The sequence below is a fragment of the Psychrobacter sp. 1Y4 genome (assembly GCF_051847555.1).
This window is the reverse complement of record NZ_JBPYDE010000007.1, coordinates 117,995-134,908: the sequence shown is the minus strand read 5'-3', so window position 1 is coordinate 134,908 and position 16,914 is coordinate 117,995. Positions and strand designations below refer to the sequence as shown.

At 43.2% G+C, this 16,914-nt stretch carries 14 protein-coding genes; 10 read left to right on the top strand and 4 right to left on the bottom strand.

Going from position 1 to position 16,914, the window contains the following annotated elements; translation table 11 throughout:
• Positions 1-3 precede the first annotated feature (3 nt).
• The 4 genes from nuoL to ACS8FC_RS07995 all read left to right on the top strand — a co-directional run bounded on the left by nuoL (position 4) and on the right by ACS8FC_RS07995 (position 5,992).
• Complete coding sequence (gene nuoL / locus ACS8FC_RS08010) at positions 4-1,878, top strand: NADH-quinone oxidoreductase subunit L (RefSeq protein WP_439296413.1); 1,875 nt, start codon at positions 4-6, stop codon at positions 1,876-1,878.
• A gap of 1 nt (position 1,879) precedes the next feature.
• Positions 1,880-3,508 carry an NADH-quinone oxidoreductase subunit M gene (nuoM, locus tag ACS8FC_RS08005; RefSeq protein WP_058368355.1) on the top strand — a complete coding sequence of 543 codons (1,629 nt, stop codon included), beginning with the start codon at positions 1,880-1,882 and terminating at the stop codon, positions 3,506-3,508.
• Positions 3,509-3,511: 3 nt separating this feature from the next.
• A complete protein-coding gene (locus ACS8FC_RS08000) occupies positions 3,512-4,990 on the top strand; it encodes an NADH-quinone oxidoreductase subunit N (RefSeq protein WP_439296412.1) in 1,479 nt (492 codons plus the stop codon).
• Between the two features lie 168 nt (positions 4,991-5,158).
• A complete protein-coding gene (locus tag ACS8FC_RS07995; protein ID WP_439296411.1) occupies positions 5,159-5,992 on the top strand; it encodes a ferredoxin--NADP reductase in 834 nt (277 codons plus the stop codon).
• A 114-nt stretch (positions 5,993-6,106) separates the two neighbouring features.
• On the opposite strand, the gene ACS8FC_RS07990 is transcribed toward ACS8FC_RS07995, so the two are convergent.
• Positions 6,107-6,877, bottom strand: a complete 771-nt coding sequence (locus tag ACS8FC_RS07990; RefSeq protein ID WP_439296410.1) for a hypothetical protein — start codon at positions 6,875-6,877, stop codon at positions 6,107-6,109.
• Between the two features lie 399 nt (positions 6,878-7,276).
• Here ACS8FC_RS07990 and ACS8FC_RS07985 point away from each other — a divergent pair, with 399 nt between their 5' ends.
• The gene (locus ACS8FC_RS07985) at positions 7,277-8,164 is read left to right on the top strand and encodes an energy transducer TonB (RefSeq protein ID WP_439296409.1); all 888 of its coding nucleotides are present in this window, start codon (positions 7,277-7,279) and stop codon (positions 8,162-8,164) included.
• 180 nt (positions 8,165-8,344) lie between these two features.
• Positions 8,345-9,220 carry a mechanosensitive ion channel family protein gene (locus ACS8FC_RS07980; protein WP_299219117.1) on the top strand — a complete coding sequence of 292 codons (876 nt, stop codon included), beginning with the start codon at positions 8,345-8,347 and terminating at the stop codon, positions 9,218-9,220.
• A gap of 45 nt (positions 9,221-9,265) precedes the next feature.
• On the opposite strand, the gene ybeY is transcribed toward ACS8FC_RS07980, so the two are convergent.
• Entirely contained in the window at positions 9,266-9,871 is a 606-nt protein-coding gene (gene ybeY, locus ACS8FC_RS07975) for an rRNA maturation RNase YbeY (protein ID WP_439296408.1), read from the bottom strand.
• A 273-nt stretch (positions 9,872-10,144) separates the two neighbouring features.
• A complete protein-coding gene (locus tag ACS8FC_RS07970) occupies positions 10,145-11,242 on the bottom strand; it encodes a PhoH family protein (protein ID WP_439296439.1) in 1,098 nt (365 codons plus the stop codon).
• Between the two features lie 584 nt (positions 11,243-11,826).
• Here ACS8FC_RS07970 and ACS8FC_RS07965 point away from each other — a divergent pair.
• The 4 genes from ACS8FC_RS07965 to ACS8FC_RS07950 all read left to right on the top strand — a co-directional run bounded on the left by ACS8FC_RS07965 (position 11,827) and on the right by ACS8FC_RS07950 (position 15,947).
• Entirely contained in the window at positions 11,827-13,080 is a 1,254-nt protein-coding gene (locus tag ACS8FC_RS07965) for an FAD-dependent monooxygenase (protein WP_439296438.1), read from the top strand.
• Between the two features lie 247 nt (positions 13,081-13,327).
• The gene (locus tag ACS8FC_RS07960) at positions 13,328-14,581 is read left to right on the top strand and encodes an FAD-dependent monooxygenase (protein WP_439296407.1); all 1,254 of its coding nucleotides are present in this window, start codon (positions 13,328-13,330) and stop codon (positions 14,579-14,581) included.
• Positions 14,582-14,598: 17 nt separating this feature from the next.
• Positions 14,599-15,189, top strand: a complete 591-nt coding sequence (locus tag ACS8FC_RS07955; protein WP_439296406.1) for an OmpA family protein — start codon at positions 14,599-14,601, stop codon at positions 15,187-15,189.
• Positions 15,190-15,266: 77 nt separating this feature from the next.
• Entirely contained in the window at positions 15,267-15,947 is a 681-nt protein-coding gene (locus tag ACS8FC_RS07950) for an OmpA family protein (RefSeq protein WP_439296405.1), read from the top strand.
• A 24-nt stretch (positions 15,948-15,971) separates the two neighbouring features.
• Here the strand turns inward: ACS8FC_RS07950 and ACS8FC_RS07945 are convergent, their stop codons facing one another.
• Positions 15,972-16,880: a LysO family transporter gene (locus tag ACS8FC_RS07945; RefSeq protein WP_439296404.1), complete on the bottom strand. Its 909-nt coding sequence runs from the start codon at positions 16,878-16,880 to the stop codon at positions 15,972-15,974.
• Positions 16,881-16,914: the final 34 nt, after the last annotated feature.

Here is a 16,914-nt window from a genome sequence, read left to right as displayed (position 1 = left end):
GTCATGAGTTTATTACCATTAACCTTTATACTTCCGCTCATTGGCTTTTTAATATTAGCCTTTATGCGTGACAAGCTGACTGAGCAAGCCGCTGCATTCGTCGGTGTTGGAAGCATGCTGTTATCAGCATTGTGTACCTTGGTTGCCAGTTATGCTTTTTTAATGGACAATCCAGCAGGTACGGTCGTGCAAGTACCGCTATGGACGTGGTTTCAAGTTGGCGACTTTGCACCAAGCTTTGCTCTAAGCTTTGATGGTTTAGCATTGACCATGACTGGGATTATTACTGGTATTGGCTTTTTAATCCATCTGTTTGCCGCTTGGTATATGAAAGGTGATAAAGGCTTTGCCCGTTTTTTTAGTTATATGAACCTATTTGTCGCCAGCATGCTGTTGCTGGTACTCGCAGACGATTTATTACTGCTCTATCTTGGCTGGGAAGGCGTAGGTATTTGCTCATACCTATTGATTGGTTTTTACTTTGAAGATCGTGCCAATGGCCGAGCTGCGATGAAAGCCTTTACTGTTACTCGTGTCGGTGATGTCTTCTTAGCATTTGGACTGTTTTTACTGTTTCGTGAATTTGGTACGCTCAATATTCAAGAGATTATTACGCGAGCGCCAGAGATGGTTGATCTTAACAATCCAACGATGATGTTGACTACTATGATGCTGGTTGGCGGTGCAATGGGTAAGTCCGCACAGTTGCCACTACATACGTGGCTTGCCGATGCGATGGCAGGCCCAACACCCGTTTCGGCCTTGATTCACGCAGCGACCATGGTGACCGCGGGCGTTTATCTAATCGCACGTATGCATCCGTTATTTATTTTGACTCCTGGTATTCTTTTATATTGGGTCGGGGCAGTAGGCGCGTTGACACTTGTTGTCGCTGGTTTTTGCGCATTAGTGCAAACAGATATCAAGCGTATCTTAGCGTATTCGACCATGAGTCAAATCGGCTATATGTTTTTAGCATTAGGCGTTGGTGCATGGCAAGGTGCGATCTTCCATTTGATGACCCATGCTTTCTTTAAAGCCTTGCTATTCTTATCATCAGGTGCAGTCATCCTTGCAGTCCATCATGAGCAAGATATCTTTAAGATGGGCGGCTTACGCAAAAAGATACCATTGGTATTTTGGTGCTATATCGTCGGTGGCGGTGCGCTTGCAGCCATACCTTGGGTGACGGTAGGTTTTTACTCCAAAGAAGCCATTCTTTGGGAGGCCTATGCTACTGGTCATCAAGTCTTATTCTATATGGGTGTATTCGGTGCATTCTTAACGGCAATCTATACTTTCCGTATGATTTGGATTGTCTTTTTTGGCGAAGAGAAAACACCTGCACATAAGTTATCTGGTGTGTCGTATTGGTTGCCATTGACTGTACTGTTAGTACTATCCACGGCAGTGGGCGCACTCATAACGCCACCGTTACAAGGTGTGTTGCCAGAGAGCGTAGGGCATTTATTAGAAGTTGCAGGTCAAGCGCACGCCAAACATACGGCGGAATATATCGCGATGGGTGCAATGCTGGCTGGATTGATAATAGCCGCTTTATTATATGTGGTTGATAAGGGCCGGATGTTATCGCGCTTTAAACAATCAAGTATTGGTGGCGCGCTATATTACTGGTGCTATAACGGTATGGGCTTTGATGCGCTATACGATTTGATTTTTGTAAAACCCTTTTTATTCATTGGTCGCTTATTTAAAGCCGATCCCATTGATAAAACATGGAACATATTACCTATGTTGGCATCAGCAGGGAACAAAGCGATGTCTGCAACGCAAACAGGGTCACTTCGAGGTTATGCTGCAAGTTTTGGCTTGGGTATGGCTGTGCTGTTAGTGCTGGTAATGATGATGGTGGTATAAGATGATAGAGTTACAACAAACGTGGATGCTGCCAGCATTGATTGCAATTCCATTTATTGCAGGGTTGTTATGCTGGTTGGTTGAGCGAATAAACAAGCGTCTGCCGCGGTGGATTGCTTTGATCGGCATGATGCTGACCTTTGGGTTGTCACTTGTATTATGGCAGTATGGCGACTTTTCAGGCATGAGTAAGCAAGTCATAGCACCGCAATCTGCTGTGCCATGGGTCGCTGAATATAATGTGCCATGGATACCAAGTTTTGGTATTAGCTTTCATTTAGCAATAGATGGTATGTCGCTGCTGATGATTGCACTGACAGGGTTACTTGGTGTTGCTGCTGTTGCTTGTTCATGGAATGAGATTCAACGCCGTGTTGGGTTTTTTCATCTGAACTTGTTATGGAGTTTGGGCGGCGTTATAGGCGTGTTCTTAGCGATTGATATGTTCCTCTTCTTTTTCTTTTGGGAGATGATGCTGGTTCCTATCTATTTCTTGATTGCTATCTGGGGTCATGATGTCGCTGGTGGTAAGACTAAAGAATACGCTGCCACCAAGTTCTTTATCTATACCCAAGCTTCTGGGCTTATCATGCTCATTGGTATCTTGTTATTAGTACTATTCAATTATGCCAATCGCGGTGTGGTTAGCTTTAATTATAATGACTTGCTCGGTACGCCACTTGGCGGCTGGGAATATCCAATCATGCTTTGCTTTTTTATTGGTTTTGCCGTCAAGTTGCCAATTATTCCTTTTCATGGCTGGTTGCCTGATGCTCACGCGCAGGCACCAACAGCAGGCTCGGTGGACTTGGCAGGGGTACTAATTAAGACAGCAGCTTATGGTTTGATTCGTTTTGTATTACCTTTATTTCCTGCAGCGTCTCAAGAGTTTGCACCGATTGCGATTACGTTAGGTACGATTGGTATCTTTTATGGGGCATGGCTTGCCTTTATGCAAACCGATATGAAGCGCTTGCTTGCCTATACCAGTATTTCGCACATGGGCTTTGTGGTTTTGGCGATTTATGCAGGCACATTACTCAGTCTGCAAGGCTTAATGATTCAGATGCTCGCGCACGGGCTTAGCTCGGCTGCGCTATTTATCATGGCAGGGCAGCTCTATGAGCGTCTACATACTCGCGATCTGACTTTGATGGGCGGTATGTGGGGACAGTTTCGTTATTATGCTCCGATATTAATGTTCTTTTGCGCGGCACTTCTAGGTATTCCTGGTACAGGTAACTTTATCGGTGAATTCATGATTTTATTTGGCGCATTTGCTCAGTACCCCGTATTTGTAGTACTAGCAACCTTTAGCTTAGTGTTGGCTGGTTTATATTCTTTAATCTTAATTTACCGCGCACTGTTTGGGATTAATAATATCGAAGAGGTGGCGTTGCACGAGACCAAATCACATGGTTTGCCAACACGCAAATTAAAAGACCTGGGCAAGCGTGAGCTGTCATTACTACTGATGTTAGCGGCTGGATTGGTATGGCTTGGCCTTTACCCGCAGCCGATACTGGATACATCAAGTCAAGCCATGCAGTGGATTAATAATGCATATGTCTACAGTGAAATCACTCAAGTAGATGCGTCACAGTTACTTGATGCAATGGAGGCACGTTAAGTCATGAATGATATTACGATGAATGATTTGATGGGGCTAATGCCTTATGCACCAATCATTGCAGTAGTGGTTACAACGTTATTGGCCATGATTGCGATTACTATTAAGCGCTCGCATGTTATCACTGGCACTATTACCGTGACTGGACTAAACGTTGGTCTATTTATCCTACTTGCACAAATAGGAGGAGTAGTAGACAGCAGATATGCATTGCCAAGCGCTGAGCAGTTATTTGTAATCGATAATTTTGCTCAGTTTAATATGGTCGTTATTTTTATCTGTGCATTGGCATGTTGTACATTAGCTTACGCGTATTTGGCCAATCTTAAAGACAATAAAGATGAGCTGTACTTACTGATGTTAGTGTCGACCACTGGCGCGCTCTTAATGGTATCGGCGCAGCATATGGCGGCATTCTTTATGAGCTTAGAGCTGTTGTCTATACCGCTATATGGTCTGCTGTCTTATACTTTTTTACGTAATCGCTCACTTGAATCGGGGCTTAAGTACTTAGTATTGTCAGCGACTGCCTCTGCTACCTTATTGATGGGGATGGCTTTCATTTATGCCCAAGTTGGCTCATTGGCATTCAAACCTATTAGCTTAGTATTGGGTGATATATTTGAATCACCATTACTGATATTGGGTACGGCATTAATGATGTTTGGTATTGCTTTTAAGCTATCAGCAGCTCCTTTTCATATGTGGACGCCAGATGTATACGAGGGAGCGCCAGCTCCTATAGCGACTTATCTGGCTTCAGTCTCTAAAGTTGCTATGATGGCACTTGCTGTCCGCTTTTTGATTGATACGGCTTTATTGGCATTACCATCAGTACAGATACTAATTATGGTCATGGCAACCTTGTCTATTTTGGTCGGAAACTTATTGGCAGTACGTCAAACCAATTTAAAGCGCTTACTGGGGTATTCTTCTATTGCTCATATGGGTTATGTGCTGATTGTAATCGTTAGTATTGGTAGTGCCGCTGATAGCATCACTAGTATGTATATGGCCGTTTATGCCTTTACTTCTATCGGTGCGTTTGGTGTTGTGACTTTAATGTCTAGCCCTTATCGATTGGCCGGTGAAGCTGATGAGCTGATACATTATCAAGGATTGTTCTGGCGTCGTCCGGTACTAACGGCTGTTATGACAATTATGATGCTCTCATTGGCTGGTATTCCATTGACGGCTGGCTTTATTACCAAGCTATTTGCCATACTGGCAGCTGTTCAGGGTACGAACTGGTTCTTGGCTGCGATGATTGTTTTGGGTAGTGCTATCGGGTTGTTCTACTATTTACGTGTCATGCTGACACTGTTTAAACGTCCAAAAGAGTTTATTGAGTTTGATGTGGCAGGACAATGGGGCATTCGCATGGGTGGACTGATGGTCATCGGTGTGACCGCAGTGATTATTTTCTTTGGTATATTACCCAACAGTATGATTGTATGGTCGAGTATGGCTCGTATCTGGTAATATAAGCTATATATAAAGAGGCTTAATAAGCTTAACTTAAGCTGCGCTGTAGCAGTTACTGATAGAAAACCAAGATGCGCTGAGTTTATGATAAGCTTGGCGCATCTTTTTTATTTGTTCGTTTTAATAACCACGCAAAAATTAACAAAATATAAGTGACTAATTATTATGAGTGAAGACAATATTCAAACCGTTAAAGTACTGAGTAAGACCACTTGGACACCCAGTCTGTTTAGCTTTACCGTAACGCGTCCAGACAGCTTTAAGTTTACTGCCGGGCAGTTTGTACGTTTGGGCGTCAATCCTAGTAAGCTACAATACTACAAGCAGCAAGACAAGACACCAAGCCAAGTAACTGACGCCGCGCCGGACGAGGATATATTCCGCGCTTACTCGATAGTATCTTCACCGTTTGATGAAGTGCTGGAGTTCTTCTCTATTGTGATTCCTGATGGGGCGTTTACCTCACAGTTGCAGCATCTCCAAGTGGGAGATGAGTTACTCCTCAATACTATGCCATTTGGCTTTTTAACTTTGGCTCGCTATCAACAGCCGTTACCAAAAGATTTATGGTTGCTTGCAACTGGCACTGGCTTGGCACCTTTTTTGTCGATGCTACAAGATTTGCAAACATGGCAAGACTACGAGCATATCGTCCTAGCCTATAGTGCGCGCTCAAAAGAAGAGCTGGCGTACGTTGAGCAGATAAAGCAGTTGCAAGCTGATTTTGGTTCGTTAGTTGATGATCCTGCCCGCTTAATCTTTGTGCCGATTGTGACTCGTGAACCTATGGAGGGTGCACTTACCGAGCGTTTGCCACAATTATTACTAAATGGTGAGCTTGAGAAGCAGGCTGGCATAAAGCTAGATAATGATAGCGCTCATGTGATGCTGTGCGGTAATCCAGAAATGGTGGAAGATACCAAAGAGACCTTGAAAGAATTAGGCTTTGTTATGAACCGCCGCGGTGAAGGAAACATTGCAGTAGAAAACTATTGGTAATCGATAGATAAGTCATTGGCTTTGAGAGAAATGACAAATGATTAAAAAAACGCTGCAATCTAACCATTGGCAGCGTTTTTTGTTACCCAATAAAAGCTGTAATATAGATCGTAGCTATTCTGTACTGGGCTCAGTTGCGTCATTTATAGGATTGATAGGTCCATGCATTAATTCGGGTTCATCATCATCACCAATGATATCTTCGCCACTACTACTGCCCAATAAGTCGCGATAATTGATCTGCGCTTTTAGAATCAATTGATCTTCTTCAACCTCTCCGTAATTTACCTGTACCTTGTGTAGGGTACTCATGATTTTTTGGTTCTTCTTAAGCCAGCGATTGATATCGAGATAAATGATATCTTCTTTAGCACGGGCGATATTGATATAAGTTAAAATTACGCCTAAAGGGTCTTTTTTTAGGACGCTATGATAAAACCAGATAGCAAGTTTGATACCTTGAAGCTTTAAGAATGATTCGCAGCGTAAGTTAAGCACATCTGTATAGGTCAACTGACCAAACACAAAACGCTGCACATTACGATCAAGTTGGGCATGTACTAAACTAAAATTACCAGCTACTTCAGCATAAATGCCAGCAGCATTTACTGTACAGTATAGGCGAAACCAATCATCGTGTAACTCGACTCTCAACTCTAAAATAGATTTGACATTGTCCGTGACGAACTTTTGCAGCGCATCGTTGACGTATTTTTGGGCAACTGGCAAAGCCAATTCATCATCCAGCTTATCAGCAGTTTTATTATAAATATTCTTAATACTTTGGGTTAGGCCCTCCCAACCGTCACTAAACGACTCGTTGAATTGATAGCCAAGATTATCGGAGAAGTCATCGAAATTATCGAAGTTATCGAAGTTACTCAAACTTGTTATCCTTATGATTATAGTAGGATTGTTTTTACCAGATGATTAATCGTCAGACGCTAATCGATAGCGTAGATAGCACTATGACGAGTGAAAATAGTATATAGCAAAATAGCATACCAAAAAACGCAAGGCCTTATATTGTAGCAAATAACCTAAAAAACATAACGAAGAGTGTCAAGCAAGCACAAGTTGGTCGCAAGGCTTTTAGTCACAAGCTTTATTTGCACTTTGATTATGATAAAGTGTCGTATAGCGACATAACTGCTGCCCATGTTATGATAGCGCGAATACCATGATTGGTCGGCATAATTATTGCTTATAAGAGAGCTGCATGATGCGGAATAATCAGACTAAAATGATGTCCGGTGTTTTTACGCTTATAATTTGAGATTGATTGTGGCCCATATTAAAGACTCTCAAAGCTATCATTTTTCTGCGCAAACTGCGACGCGTGATTTTAGCTTACCCGTTGCTATTGTTATTGCGTTGTTAACACATGCTGTCCTTATCTTTGGTATCAGCTTTTCTATGGGACAAGATCCTGCTGCGTTGATGCAAGATGTGGCAAAAGCTTTGACAGATAATATGCAGCCAAACGAAGATGCTCATTATATTGCTAATGCTTCACAGCAAGGTGGAGGCTCAGTGCGCCAACAAGTGCGACAAGAAAGCACTCAAACGAGTCCATTAACATCAGAGCAGATAAGTAAAACGCAAGATGCTATCAATCTGCAGCGCCAAGTACGTCAACAGCGTTATCAAGAAAGCTATCTACGTACTACTTTGAGTTGGCGTAAAGCCGATGTAGAAGCAGATAATGACAGCAAGCAAGCACAAGATGATATGATGGCGCAAGAAGAGAGACTACGGCAGCAGATTGCAACTTTAGAGGCTCAGTTGTCTCAGCGTCAACAGATATATGCCACCAAATCTAAAGTGGTGACCATTGATAGTAACTCGACGACACGCGGCGCTGCAGCAGATTATATCGAAACCTTCCGTGAGCATGTCGAACGGGTTGGCAACTTGCACTATCCGGCTCAGGCGCGTGCCCAAGGTATCACAGGTGAAGTACGCCTTATGGTGATTATTAGTAACGATGGCAACATCAAAGCCATCCGTTTGCTTGAAAGTTCAGGCTCAACGATATTAGATGAAGCCGCCAAGCAATCAGTACGCCAAGCTGCACCTTTTGGGAAGTTTACTGTAGATATGAAGGATATTGTCGAGCTGCGTTTGATACGTACCTATCGTTATAGTGATAAAGTAGAAGTCACCTATTAAGAGTAAGTAAGTGAAGAGCAGTGGGTTTACAGATAGGGTATCAAAGAACCGTTAGATAAAACAGAATACAAACCATTGGCATAAGCAGGTTAAGATACCAGAGTCATTAAAGAGATAACTGGTATCTAATTGTGACCGTAAATCTGATAAACAAACGAAGCTATAAAATAAAGAGTCGGTATGGAATTTTTAGGTTTTACTATTGATGTTGCGACATTAACGAATAATGCATTAAGCTTAATGTTTAAAGTGGCTTTAGCGATACTAATATTTGTAATAGGTCGCTGGCTTGCCAAAAAGGCCGTGACATTTGCTCATCGTATCATGCTACGTAGTCGTTTGGATGATACTGTCGCCAGTTTCTTAGGTCGTCTTATATACGGCGTATTGCTGGTCATTGTGGTCTTAGCCGCACTGAGCAAAGTTGGCGTACAAACCACCTCAGTCGTTGCTATCTTGGGCGGTGCTGCGGTCGCGATTGGTTTGTCGTTAAAAGATCAGTTGTCAAACTTTGCCGCTGGCATTATGATTGTGACTTTTCGGCCGTTTGTAACTGGTGACTATGTACAGATTAGCAGTTACACAGGGACAGTTACTGAAATTACTTTGGTTAACACTCATCTAACTACGATAAACAATCACGATATCATCATCCCAAATGGCGATATCACCACATCAGCTGTAATCAATTATACTGCATTGCCCAATCGCCGCGTCGATATCACGGTCGGTATTGGCTATGATGCCAACATTAAAACCGCTAAAGAGGTGATGCTAAGCTTGGCCAGAAATAATCCGATGGCCTTTACTGACCCTGAGCCTATTGTACGAGTGACCAATCTGGGTGATAATTCTGTTGATCTGACGCTAAATGTTTGGACAACCAATGCAGATTGGTGGACCATGCAGTGTGATTTGCTTGAGCAGTTTAAATATGCGCTGGATGATGAAAAAATCGAGATTCCATTCCCGCAGCGCAGTGTCCATGTTAAAGGCTTGGATCAGATGATTAACCAGATGGGCCAATCACAAAAACTGCCCATGACCAAGGACTGATTGTTTTAAGAGATTGATTAGGTCAAAAAACTGACCTCGTCAAAATCAAACGTTTGGTAGATAGGGGTTTGGTAGGTTCAAACTTGCCAAAACCTCTATCTCAAACCTTTCCATCTCATCTTGTTCGGCCTGTCCAAGCTCGTGATCAAAACCCAATAGATGCAGCAAGCCATGTATTAGTAGATGGCTGATGTGCTGTTCCACTGTTTTTTGTTGCTCTACTGCTTCGCACTCCACGACGTCATGACATATGATTAGCTCACCAAGTGGCAGCATTGGCATTAGCTCGATAATATTAGCTGGCATCTCACTTGGGTACGACAGAATGTTGGTTGCGTAATCTTTGCCTCGCGCTTCTAGGTTCAGTTCACGACCTTCAGTCTTGTCGGTAATATATACATCCAACGCTTTGACTTTATCCTGCCATATCTCAAGGCTGATATTAGCGAAGTAGGGGAGCGTCAGTCCGTTCTCGATATGTCTATCTATATATTTTAAAGTCGCTACTATGATTGGTAATAGACACTCTTCACTATAGTAACAACTGATTAACCCCTCATCGATACTATCAATAGCGCTGACATCAAGCTCAACCTTGTCTAGTTCACTTGTCTTTAGTACGTTTATATTATCGTTGTTAGATTGGTTCATAGCTTCACCTTAAGGAGAGGTATAGTTGATTCTAAATAAAACAGATACATTGTATGTCAACGTGGAACTGGTATAAATTTTCCTTGCGTGCTGTGCCTGCGCCGACAGAGGCTGCGTAAAATTCATCCCAGTCCCACTGTATCGTTTTTGTACTGAACTCATTATATTACGCTTATCAAGACTAATTTTATTTAATGTTAATTAAAAGACCGGATCACTATTTTTAGTAATCCGGTCTTTTGAGTTAGACGTACACTGTTTAAAGATGCTTAGCTACAGCTTGGAGACTGCATCCGCCACCGCTTGTCTACGCTCTTGCTCAGCAATACGCTCTTGTTTGCGTTTTTCTTCCAATATCAACTGCTCACTGTCAAACACATCGTAAGCTTCAACGATTTGTTGTACCAACTGATGGCGTACCACATCTTTTGAATCAAACCGAGTGATATGGATCTCTTCGATACCGCTTAAGATATCTAGCGCTTGCGTCAGTCCAGATTTAGTACCACGTGGCAGATCGACCTGCGAGATGTCCCCTGTAATGACGGCTCGCGAGCCAAAGCCTAAACGTGTCAAAAACATTTTCATTTGCTCAGGTGTGGTGTTTTGCGCTTCATCTAAAATCACAAATGAGTTGTTTAACGTGCGCCCACGCATATAGGCCAATGGCGCAACTTCGATAATTTGACGTTCAATCATTTTGCCAACTTTTTCAAAGCCAAGCATTTCATATAGTGCGTCATATAAAGGGCGTAAGTAGGGGTCAATTTTTTGTGCCAAGTCACCCGGTAAAAAGCCCAGCTTCTCCCCAGCTTCTACCGCTGGACGGACCAGCAAAATGCGCTCGATCTCATTACGCTCTATCATATCGACAGCACAGGCTACCGCAAGATAAGTCTTACCCGTACCGGCAGGGCCAATACCAAACGATACATCGGAGCTGAGCACGTTTTTTACATAACGCTGCTGGTTGCCACCGCGTGGGATAATTTTGCCTTTACGAGTACGTAGACTGATGGGGGTAAAGTCACTTGCCGACTCCAAATTATCCAAATCGTCTTCGTTATCAGCAGCTTGCTCTTGTTGTTCATCTTCTCTATCTTGCTCACGCGAGATACTAGACTGAATGATAAGATGCAACTCTTCTGCACTGATATCTTTGGTGTTTTGAGCTTCGTCAACCAGCTTATAAATGATGCGTTCACCGCGTTCAACAGCAGTCACATCACCGCTCAGGCAAAAGTCGCCTTGACGTTGGCTGATTTTGATATCGAGACGGTCTTGTAGGTATTTCATGTGATTGTTATATTCACCAAGCACAGTTTTGAGCTGCGCTGGCGTCAATGATTCAAACTTTATACGGCGGTTCATAGAATCAGTCAAGCGATTATCCTTGTATTTGTTCCCAATGATGCTCTTAGATATCAGCGAATCTAGGGTCTTAATAAATAAAACAATGGTAGAAACTTATTAATTTTGAGTAGTAGAAAAACGACAGTAAAATTGTTAGATATATAAAGGGTGATAAGTAACTATCCTGCCTTTATTATGGTTGATAGTTTTTAAATTTCAAGCCATACCTAAGGCCGGATAGCTTGGTTTTTGTATGGGGATTGCAACACTTACACTGGTTATCAGTTTTCTGTTGTATGAAAAAATTGTTGATGGACGACATCGGTTTAAGCTTACTGTAAAGGACACAGAGATTTGGGCAATTTGTGGTAATCTATCAGCTATCAAAACATGGCCTAGTCGTTATATAAATGCCTCAAAATCGGTTGAATCATTGTCAATAATGCAGTAAAAAATACTTAGTAAGCGTGTATAACAGCTCTATCCAATCAGTTCCAATAGGAATAATAATGATACAAGATACTCATTCAAATATGTCAGCGCAGACAAATGCTATGCAATCGAGCACCAGCAATCAGACTTTCGATACGAAAAATAATAAAATGGCCATGACTGAGCAGCAAGTACTGATCGCAGGCGGCGGTCATGTAGGGTTATCCTTTGCTTTGTTACTGGCCCATCATGGTATCGCCAGTACTTTGCTAGAAAAGATGAGCTACCCAACTATTAGCCCAAATGATGACAGTACGCGCAGTCATTATTTAGACAGTCGCAATACAGCATTATCACGGCGCACAGTACAGATTTACCAAGAGATAGGATTGTGGGATGAGCTGCAAAGTCATGCCTGCCGCATTGATGCCGTGCAAATCAGTGAGCAAGGTAGCTTTGGGCGCGCACAGCTTAATAAAGCAGAAGAGCAGGTAGAGTCATTCGGACAAGTGATGGAAAACGCTTGGCTTGGACGTAAGCTATTACTGGCGGCTCAGCAAGAACCGCTAATTACTTTGATTGATAATGCTAGTGTCATTGCCGTGGAACAACAGAGCGATGGTATAACGCTCAGCTTTAGCTATTATGGCGAAGCAGAGCACGAACAACAACTAGAGGCCAGTGTGTTAGTTGCTTGTGATGGGCGGGACTCTACCGTGCGTCAGTTATTAGATATTGGTACGACGACCTATGATTATCAGCAAACCGCTATCGTCGGTGTGGTAGAGACAGACAAGCCGCATGAGCATAAAGCGATTGAGCGATTTAGTCCAGCAGGGCCGCTTGCAGTGTTGCCCTTGACCGATCCAGCAGGTGACGGCAATGATGAGTACCAAAAGGGCTATAGACGCTCGGTGGTCTGGGTCTGTCCAACAGGTGAAGAAGATAAATACCTAGAAGACGACGCGCATTTTTTGGCGACCTTACAGCAAGCATTTGGTGAGCGTGCTGGCAAGTTTGTCGCTGCTGGTCGCCGCGGTGCTTATCCGCTGACACGCGTACTGGCAGATAAGCAAGCAGATGGTCGCTGCGTCATCATGGGCAATGCTGCTCATACCTTGCATCCTGTGGCCGGCCAAGGCTTTAATCTGTGTATGCGTGATGCACATGTATTAGCGCAAATGATGAGTGCACAAGTCCTTAAGGGTGCAGATATCGGCGACCCAACGCTGCTTAAACGCTATGAAAAAGCGCGTCTAAGCGATCAAAAACGCGTTATTCGCTTTTGCGATGCGGTCGTTCATGGCTTTACTCATCCCAATCCAGCAGTAAAGCTGGCGCGTAATGTTGCTTTGATTGCTTTTGATAAGCTGCCCAACATTAAGCCGCTGGTGGCAAATTATGCGATGGGTTTAAAATCGTAATATAGTTAATCCTAAATAAGAAGAATACAGCTATGCCAGCGTGCTACTGGTATAAGTTTTCTTTGCTTGCTATGTGACTTCATCACTCCAGAGGCTGCATAAAATCCATCCCAGTAGCACTGTGTTTATTTTATAGTAGAACGACTATATCCATAACTAAAGTGATGCGCTATTTTTAGTCCATTTAGATAACTATCAATTGAATTGAAGACACGCCCTAACACGTCCTGATATCGAGAGCTAACTTATGACAAACAACCATACACTCATTATCGGCGGCGGTATCGTCGGTGCGACGCTGGCGCTAAAGCTGGCGCAGGCCAAAATGCCCGTGACCTTAATCGATGCGCGTCCTGTCCGAGATAAGTCTGCATGGCAGCAAGTGCTACGCCGCCGCGATGCCCGCGTTTATGCGCTGAGCATCGCCAGTATTGTGCTGCTAAAAGACGTAGGCGCTTGGCAAAAGATAGCACTATCTGGACGCAAGGCGGATTACTCGCAGATGCAGGTATGGCAGCTCAATGGCATAGGCGAGCTATTATTTGGCGATAGTGAGAGCATTGCGCCAGAGCTACTTGGCAGTATGGTTGAACCAGCGGTCATCGAGTATGCCTTGTGGCAGTGTCTGTCTGAGGAAGATGTCAGTGACTATCTGACTGTCATCGCTGGACATAAAGTTGTGGGAATGGATTGGTTAGGAGCACAGCAAGGCTACCGTGTGACTTTAGATAATGATACAGCTATCGATGCCCAACTGTTGATTGGTGCAGATGGTCGTGGCTCATTTGTGCGTAAGCAAGCCGGGATTGAGATTGACATCCTTGATTATAATCAAACGGCGATTTGCTGTGCGATTCAAACTGCCAAACCCCATCAAGCCACCGCCCGCCAAGCCATGTTACCGACCGGCACGCTGGCACTGTTGCCATTAGCGGATATCACTGATGAAGATAAAGCCAGTCCGCAACATTGGCAGTCGATTGTCTGGACACTACCGCGCAATCAAGCATTAGCATTGCTTGAAGAAGAGCCGCGCTACATCGCTGATAAACTGGCTGCTGCCTGTCATTACGAGCTGGGCGCTATCCATAAGATTGAATCAATCGCCAGCTTTCCACTGACCGCGCAACAATCGAAGAGTTATGTCGCTGATAATTTGGTATTAATTGGTGATGCTGCGCATGGCGTGCATCCACTCGCTGGACAAGGGCTAAACCTAGGGATGCTCGATGTTCAAGCGCTAAGTGAACAGCTGATGCATGACTTTGCCCGTAGTGGCAGTACGCTTTGGGGCACCAATCAAACCCTACGTACTTATGAGCGTCTGCGCCGTCCCCATAATAGTCTAATGATGCATAGCTTTTCAGCGCTTAATTGGCTATTTGCAGGAGACATCGCTCAGCTACGTCCCATCCAGCAGATACGTAGCGAAGGTATGTACCGTGTGGGGAAGATTAAGCCATTAATGCGGCTATTTGCGAAGCAGGCGAGTGGAGTTTAACTGAAAAGGAGTTTGCTATGAAAAAAAGTATATATTCGGCGATTATTATTTTTAGCAGCGCTTTGAACTTATATGCATGTCAAACTACGCCACAATTAGTAGCGGCTAATCAGCAAGCGCCTATCGTAGCGCTCGTCGTTCCAGCGATTTTAGACTCAGATGGCGATGGCGTTCCTGACGACATCGACCAATGTCCTGCTACGCCGTGGAATGTAGTCATCGATGAAAGAGGCTGTCCCCATTCCTTACTTTTTGGTGAAAACGAATTTATGATGGAAGCTAGAGCCTATTATGATGAAAATAGCAGTGAGATAAAAAGTGAGTATTATGAACAGCTAGATAACGCAGGCAAAAAAATGCAAGATCATTTGGACGCTGTCATGCGTGTTGAAGGGCATATATCCAAGCGTGAAGAAACTAGCGCCAATCAAACATTATCAAGATACCGTGTGGAAGGGATTAAAAATTATATGATCATGAAACATAATATTGATCCTGATCGTATTAAGACCGTTTACTATGGATCAGAGCGCCCGATTGCGCTAAATGATGCCGAAAACAGTTGGCTCAACCAGCGTATTTATGCGCTTATTAGTAATGTTGAGTAATATATTGAGCATTTTAAAAAACGTGAAAGTGATGATAGGCAAGGCCTTTAGTTATTCTAGATGAAGAGAGCGTAATAATGACCATTAAAACCCATCGCACGTTGTTGTTACTAGCAGCATCTATAATATTAGCTGGCTGCCAAACTACCGAAACTATACCGCAATATGAAAACATCAGGACGATGCAGGCGGATAGCGATTTAGATGGCGATGGTGTGCTTGATGCCATAGATGAATGCCCTGAAACGCCACCTAACGTAGTGGTCGATGCTAAAGGCTGTCCAGTAGTGGTTTATACAGGTTCGCTAGAAATGCAGTTGCAAGGATTTTTTGAACCGATGAGCAGTCAATTAACTGACGAATATGATCAAGCACTTGCAATAATTGAAGAAAACCTTCATGAACAACCAGATGCCAAGGTTTTTATTTTTGGTCATGTAGCATCAAACGAGCTTGCGATGATAGCGCCTGATGAAAATAATTTATCACGTAACCGTGCTATTAATGTCAGGAATAGGTTAGTAGAAAAACATCACATTACCTCTGATCGTATTTCTACTTATGATTGCTCAGATAGATATCCATTTATAGCTACAGACTTTAGCGAAAGTGATCTTTCAGGTATAGAGTCAAAAGATAGAAGGGTAACTGTCAAAGCAAGTACGCAAGTCAAAGACCTAGCAAATATAGAAAACCCAAGTGATTGGAAAAACTATGAACCATATCTAAAGCGCTGCGAGATATTTAAATCTGAATGATAACGTCAAAAAAACGGTCGGTTTTTAAAAAGCCGAAAACAGCACCATCAACACCGGCGAGACGATATTAATAATAAAACCAAAGCTAATTGCCAGTGGCACGACCTTTAAACCGCCTGACTGTTGAATAATTGGCAGCGTAAAGTCTAAACTGGTTGCGCCGCCAAGGCCGACCGCAGCTGATGGATACTTACGCATAAACACAGGAATAAATATCAAGGCAAAAAACTCACGTATCAAGTCATTAAATAGGGCGACACTGCCCCAAACTGCGCCATAAGCATCGGTCATAACGATTGCTGATAGCGAATACCAACCAAAGCCAGACGCTAGTGCCAAACCTTTCGTCCACGACACTTCACTAAATAGCAGGGCAAAAACAAGACCGCCTGCTAATACGGCAAAGGTAAAGACGATGCTCATCTCAACGCCCCGCTTATTAAGCAGCACCTCTTTCAAAGTAATGCCTGAACCTTTGAGACCAATACCGACCAGTAAAATTAATATCATTAGCATGACGGTCATAGTATTTTCAGGCGGCATATAATCAGCGGGTAAGAAATAGCCAATGATCATACCTAGCATGACACAAAAAACTTGCGCTAAGCTACCTCGAATACTGACGCGGTGCTCTTTAGATTTTGCGACAGGTTTTTTGGCTTGCCAAGGTTTTAGATGATCAAATATCATCAGGCCAAATAGCCCAGTACCGATAGTCAATATCGATAAGATGGTGACATACAGCGAGATTTCACCTATTTGACTACTCAGCCCTTCTACTTGCGACAGCTCAATACCAATCAAAGTTAAGATGATAAAAACCAAATAAGACAAGCCTTTATCGGCAAGCCTAGTCATTTTAGGATTAGAGGGAATGGCAAAGCCAATAAACATTGGCATTAATACCAAAACAAGGGTAACTAGGCTTTGCATGATGATGGGCTCGCAGCTTTTGAAGGCGTTTTTA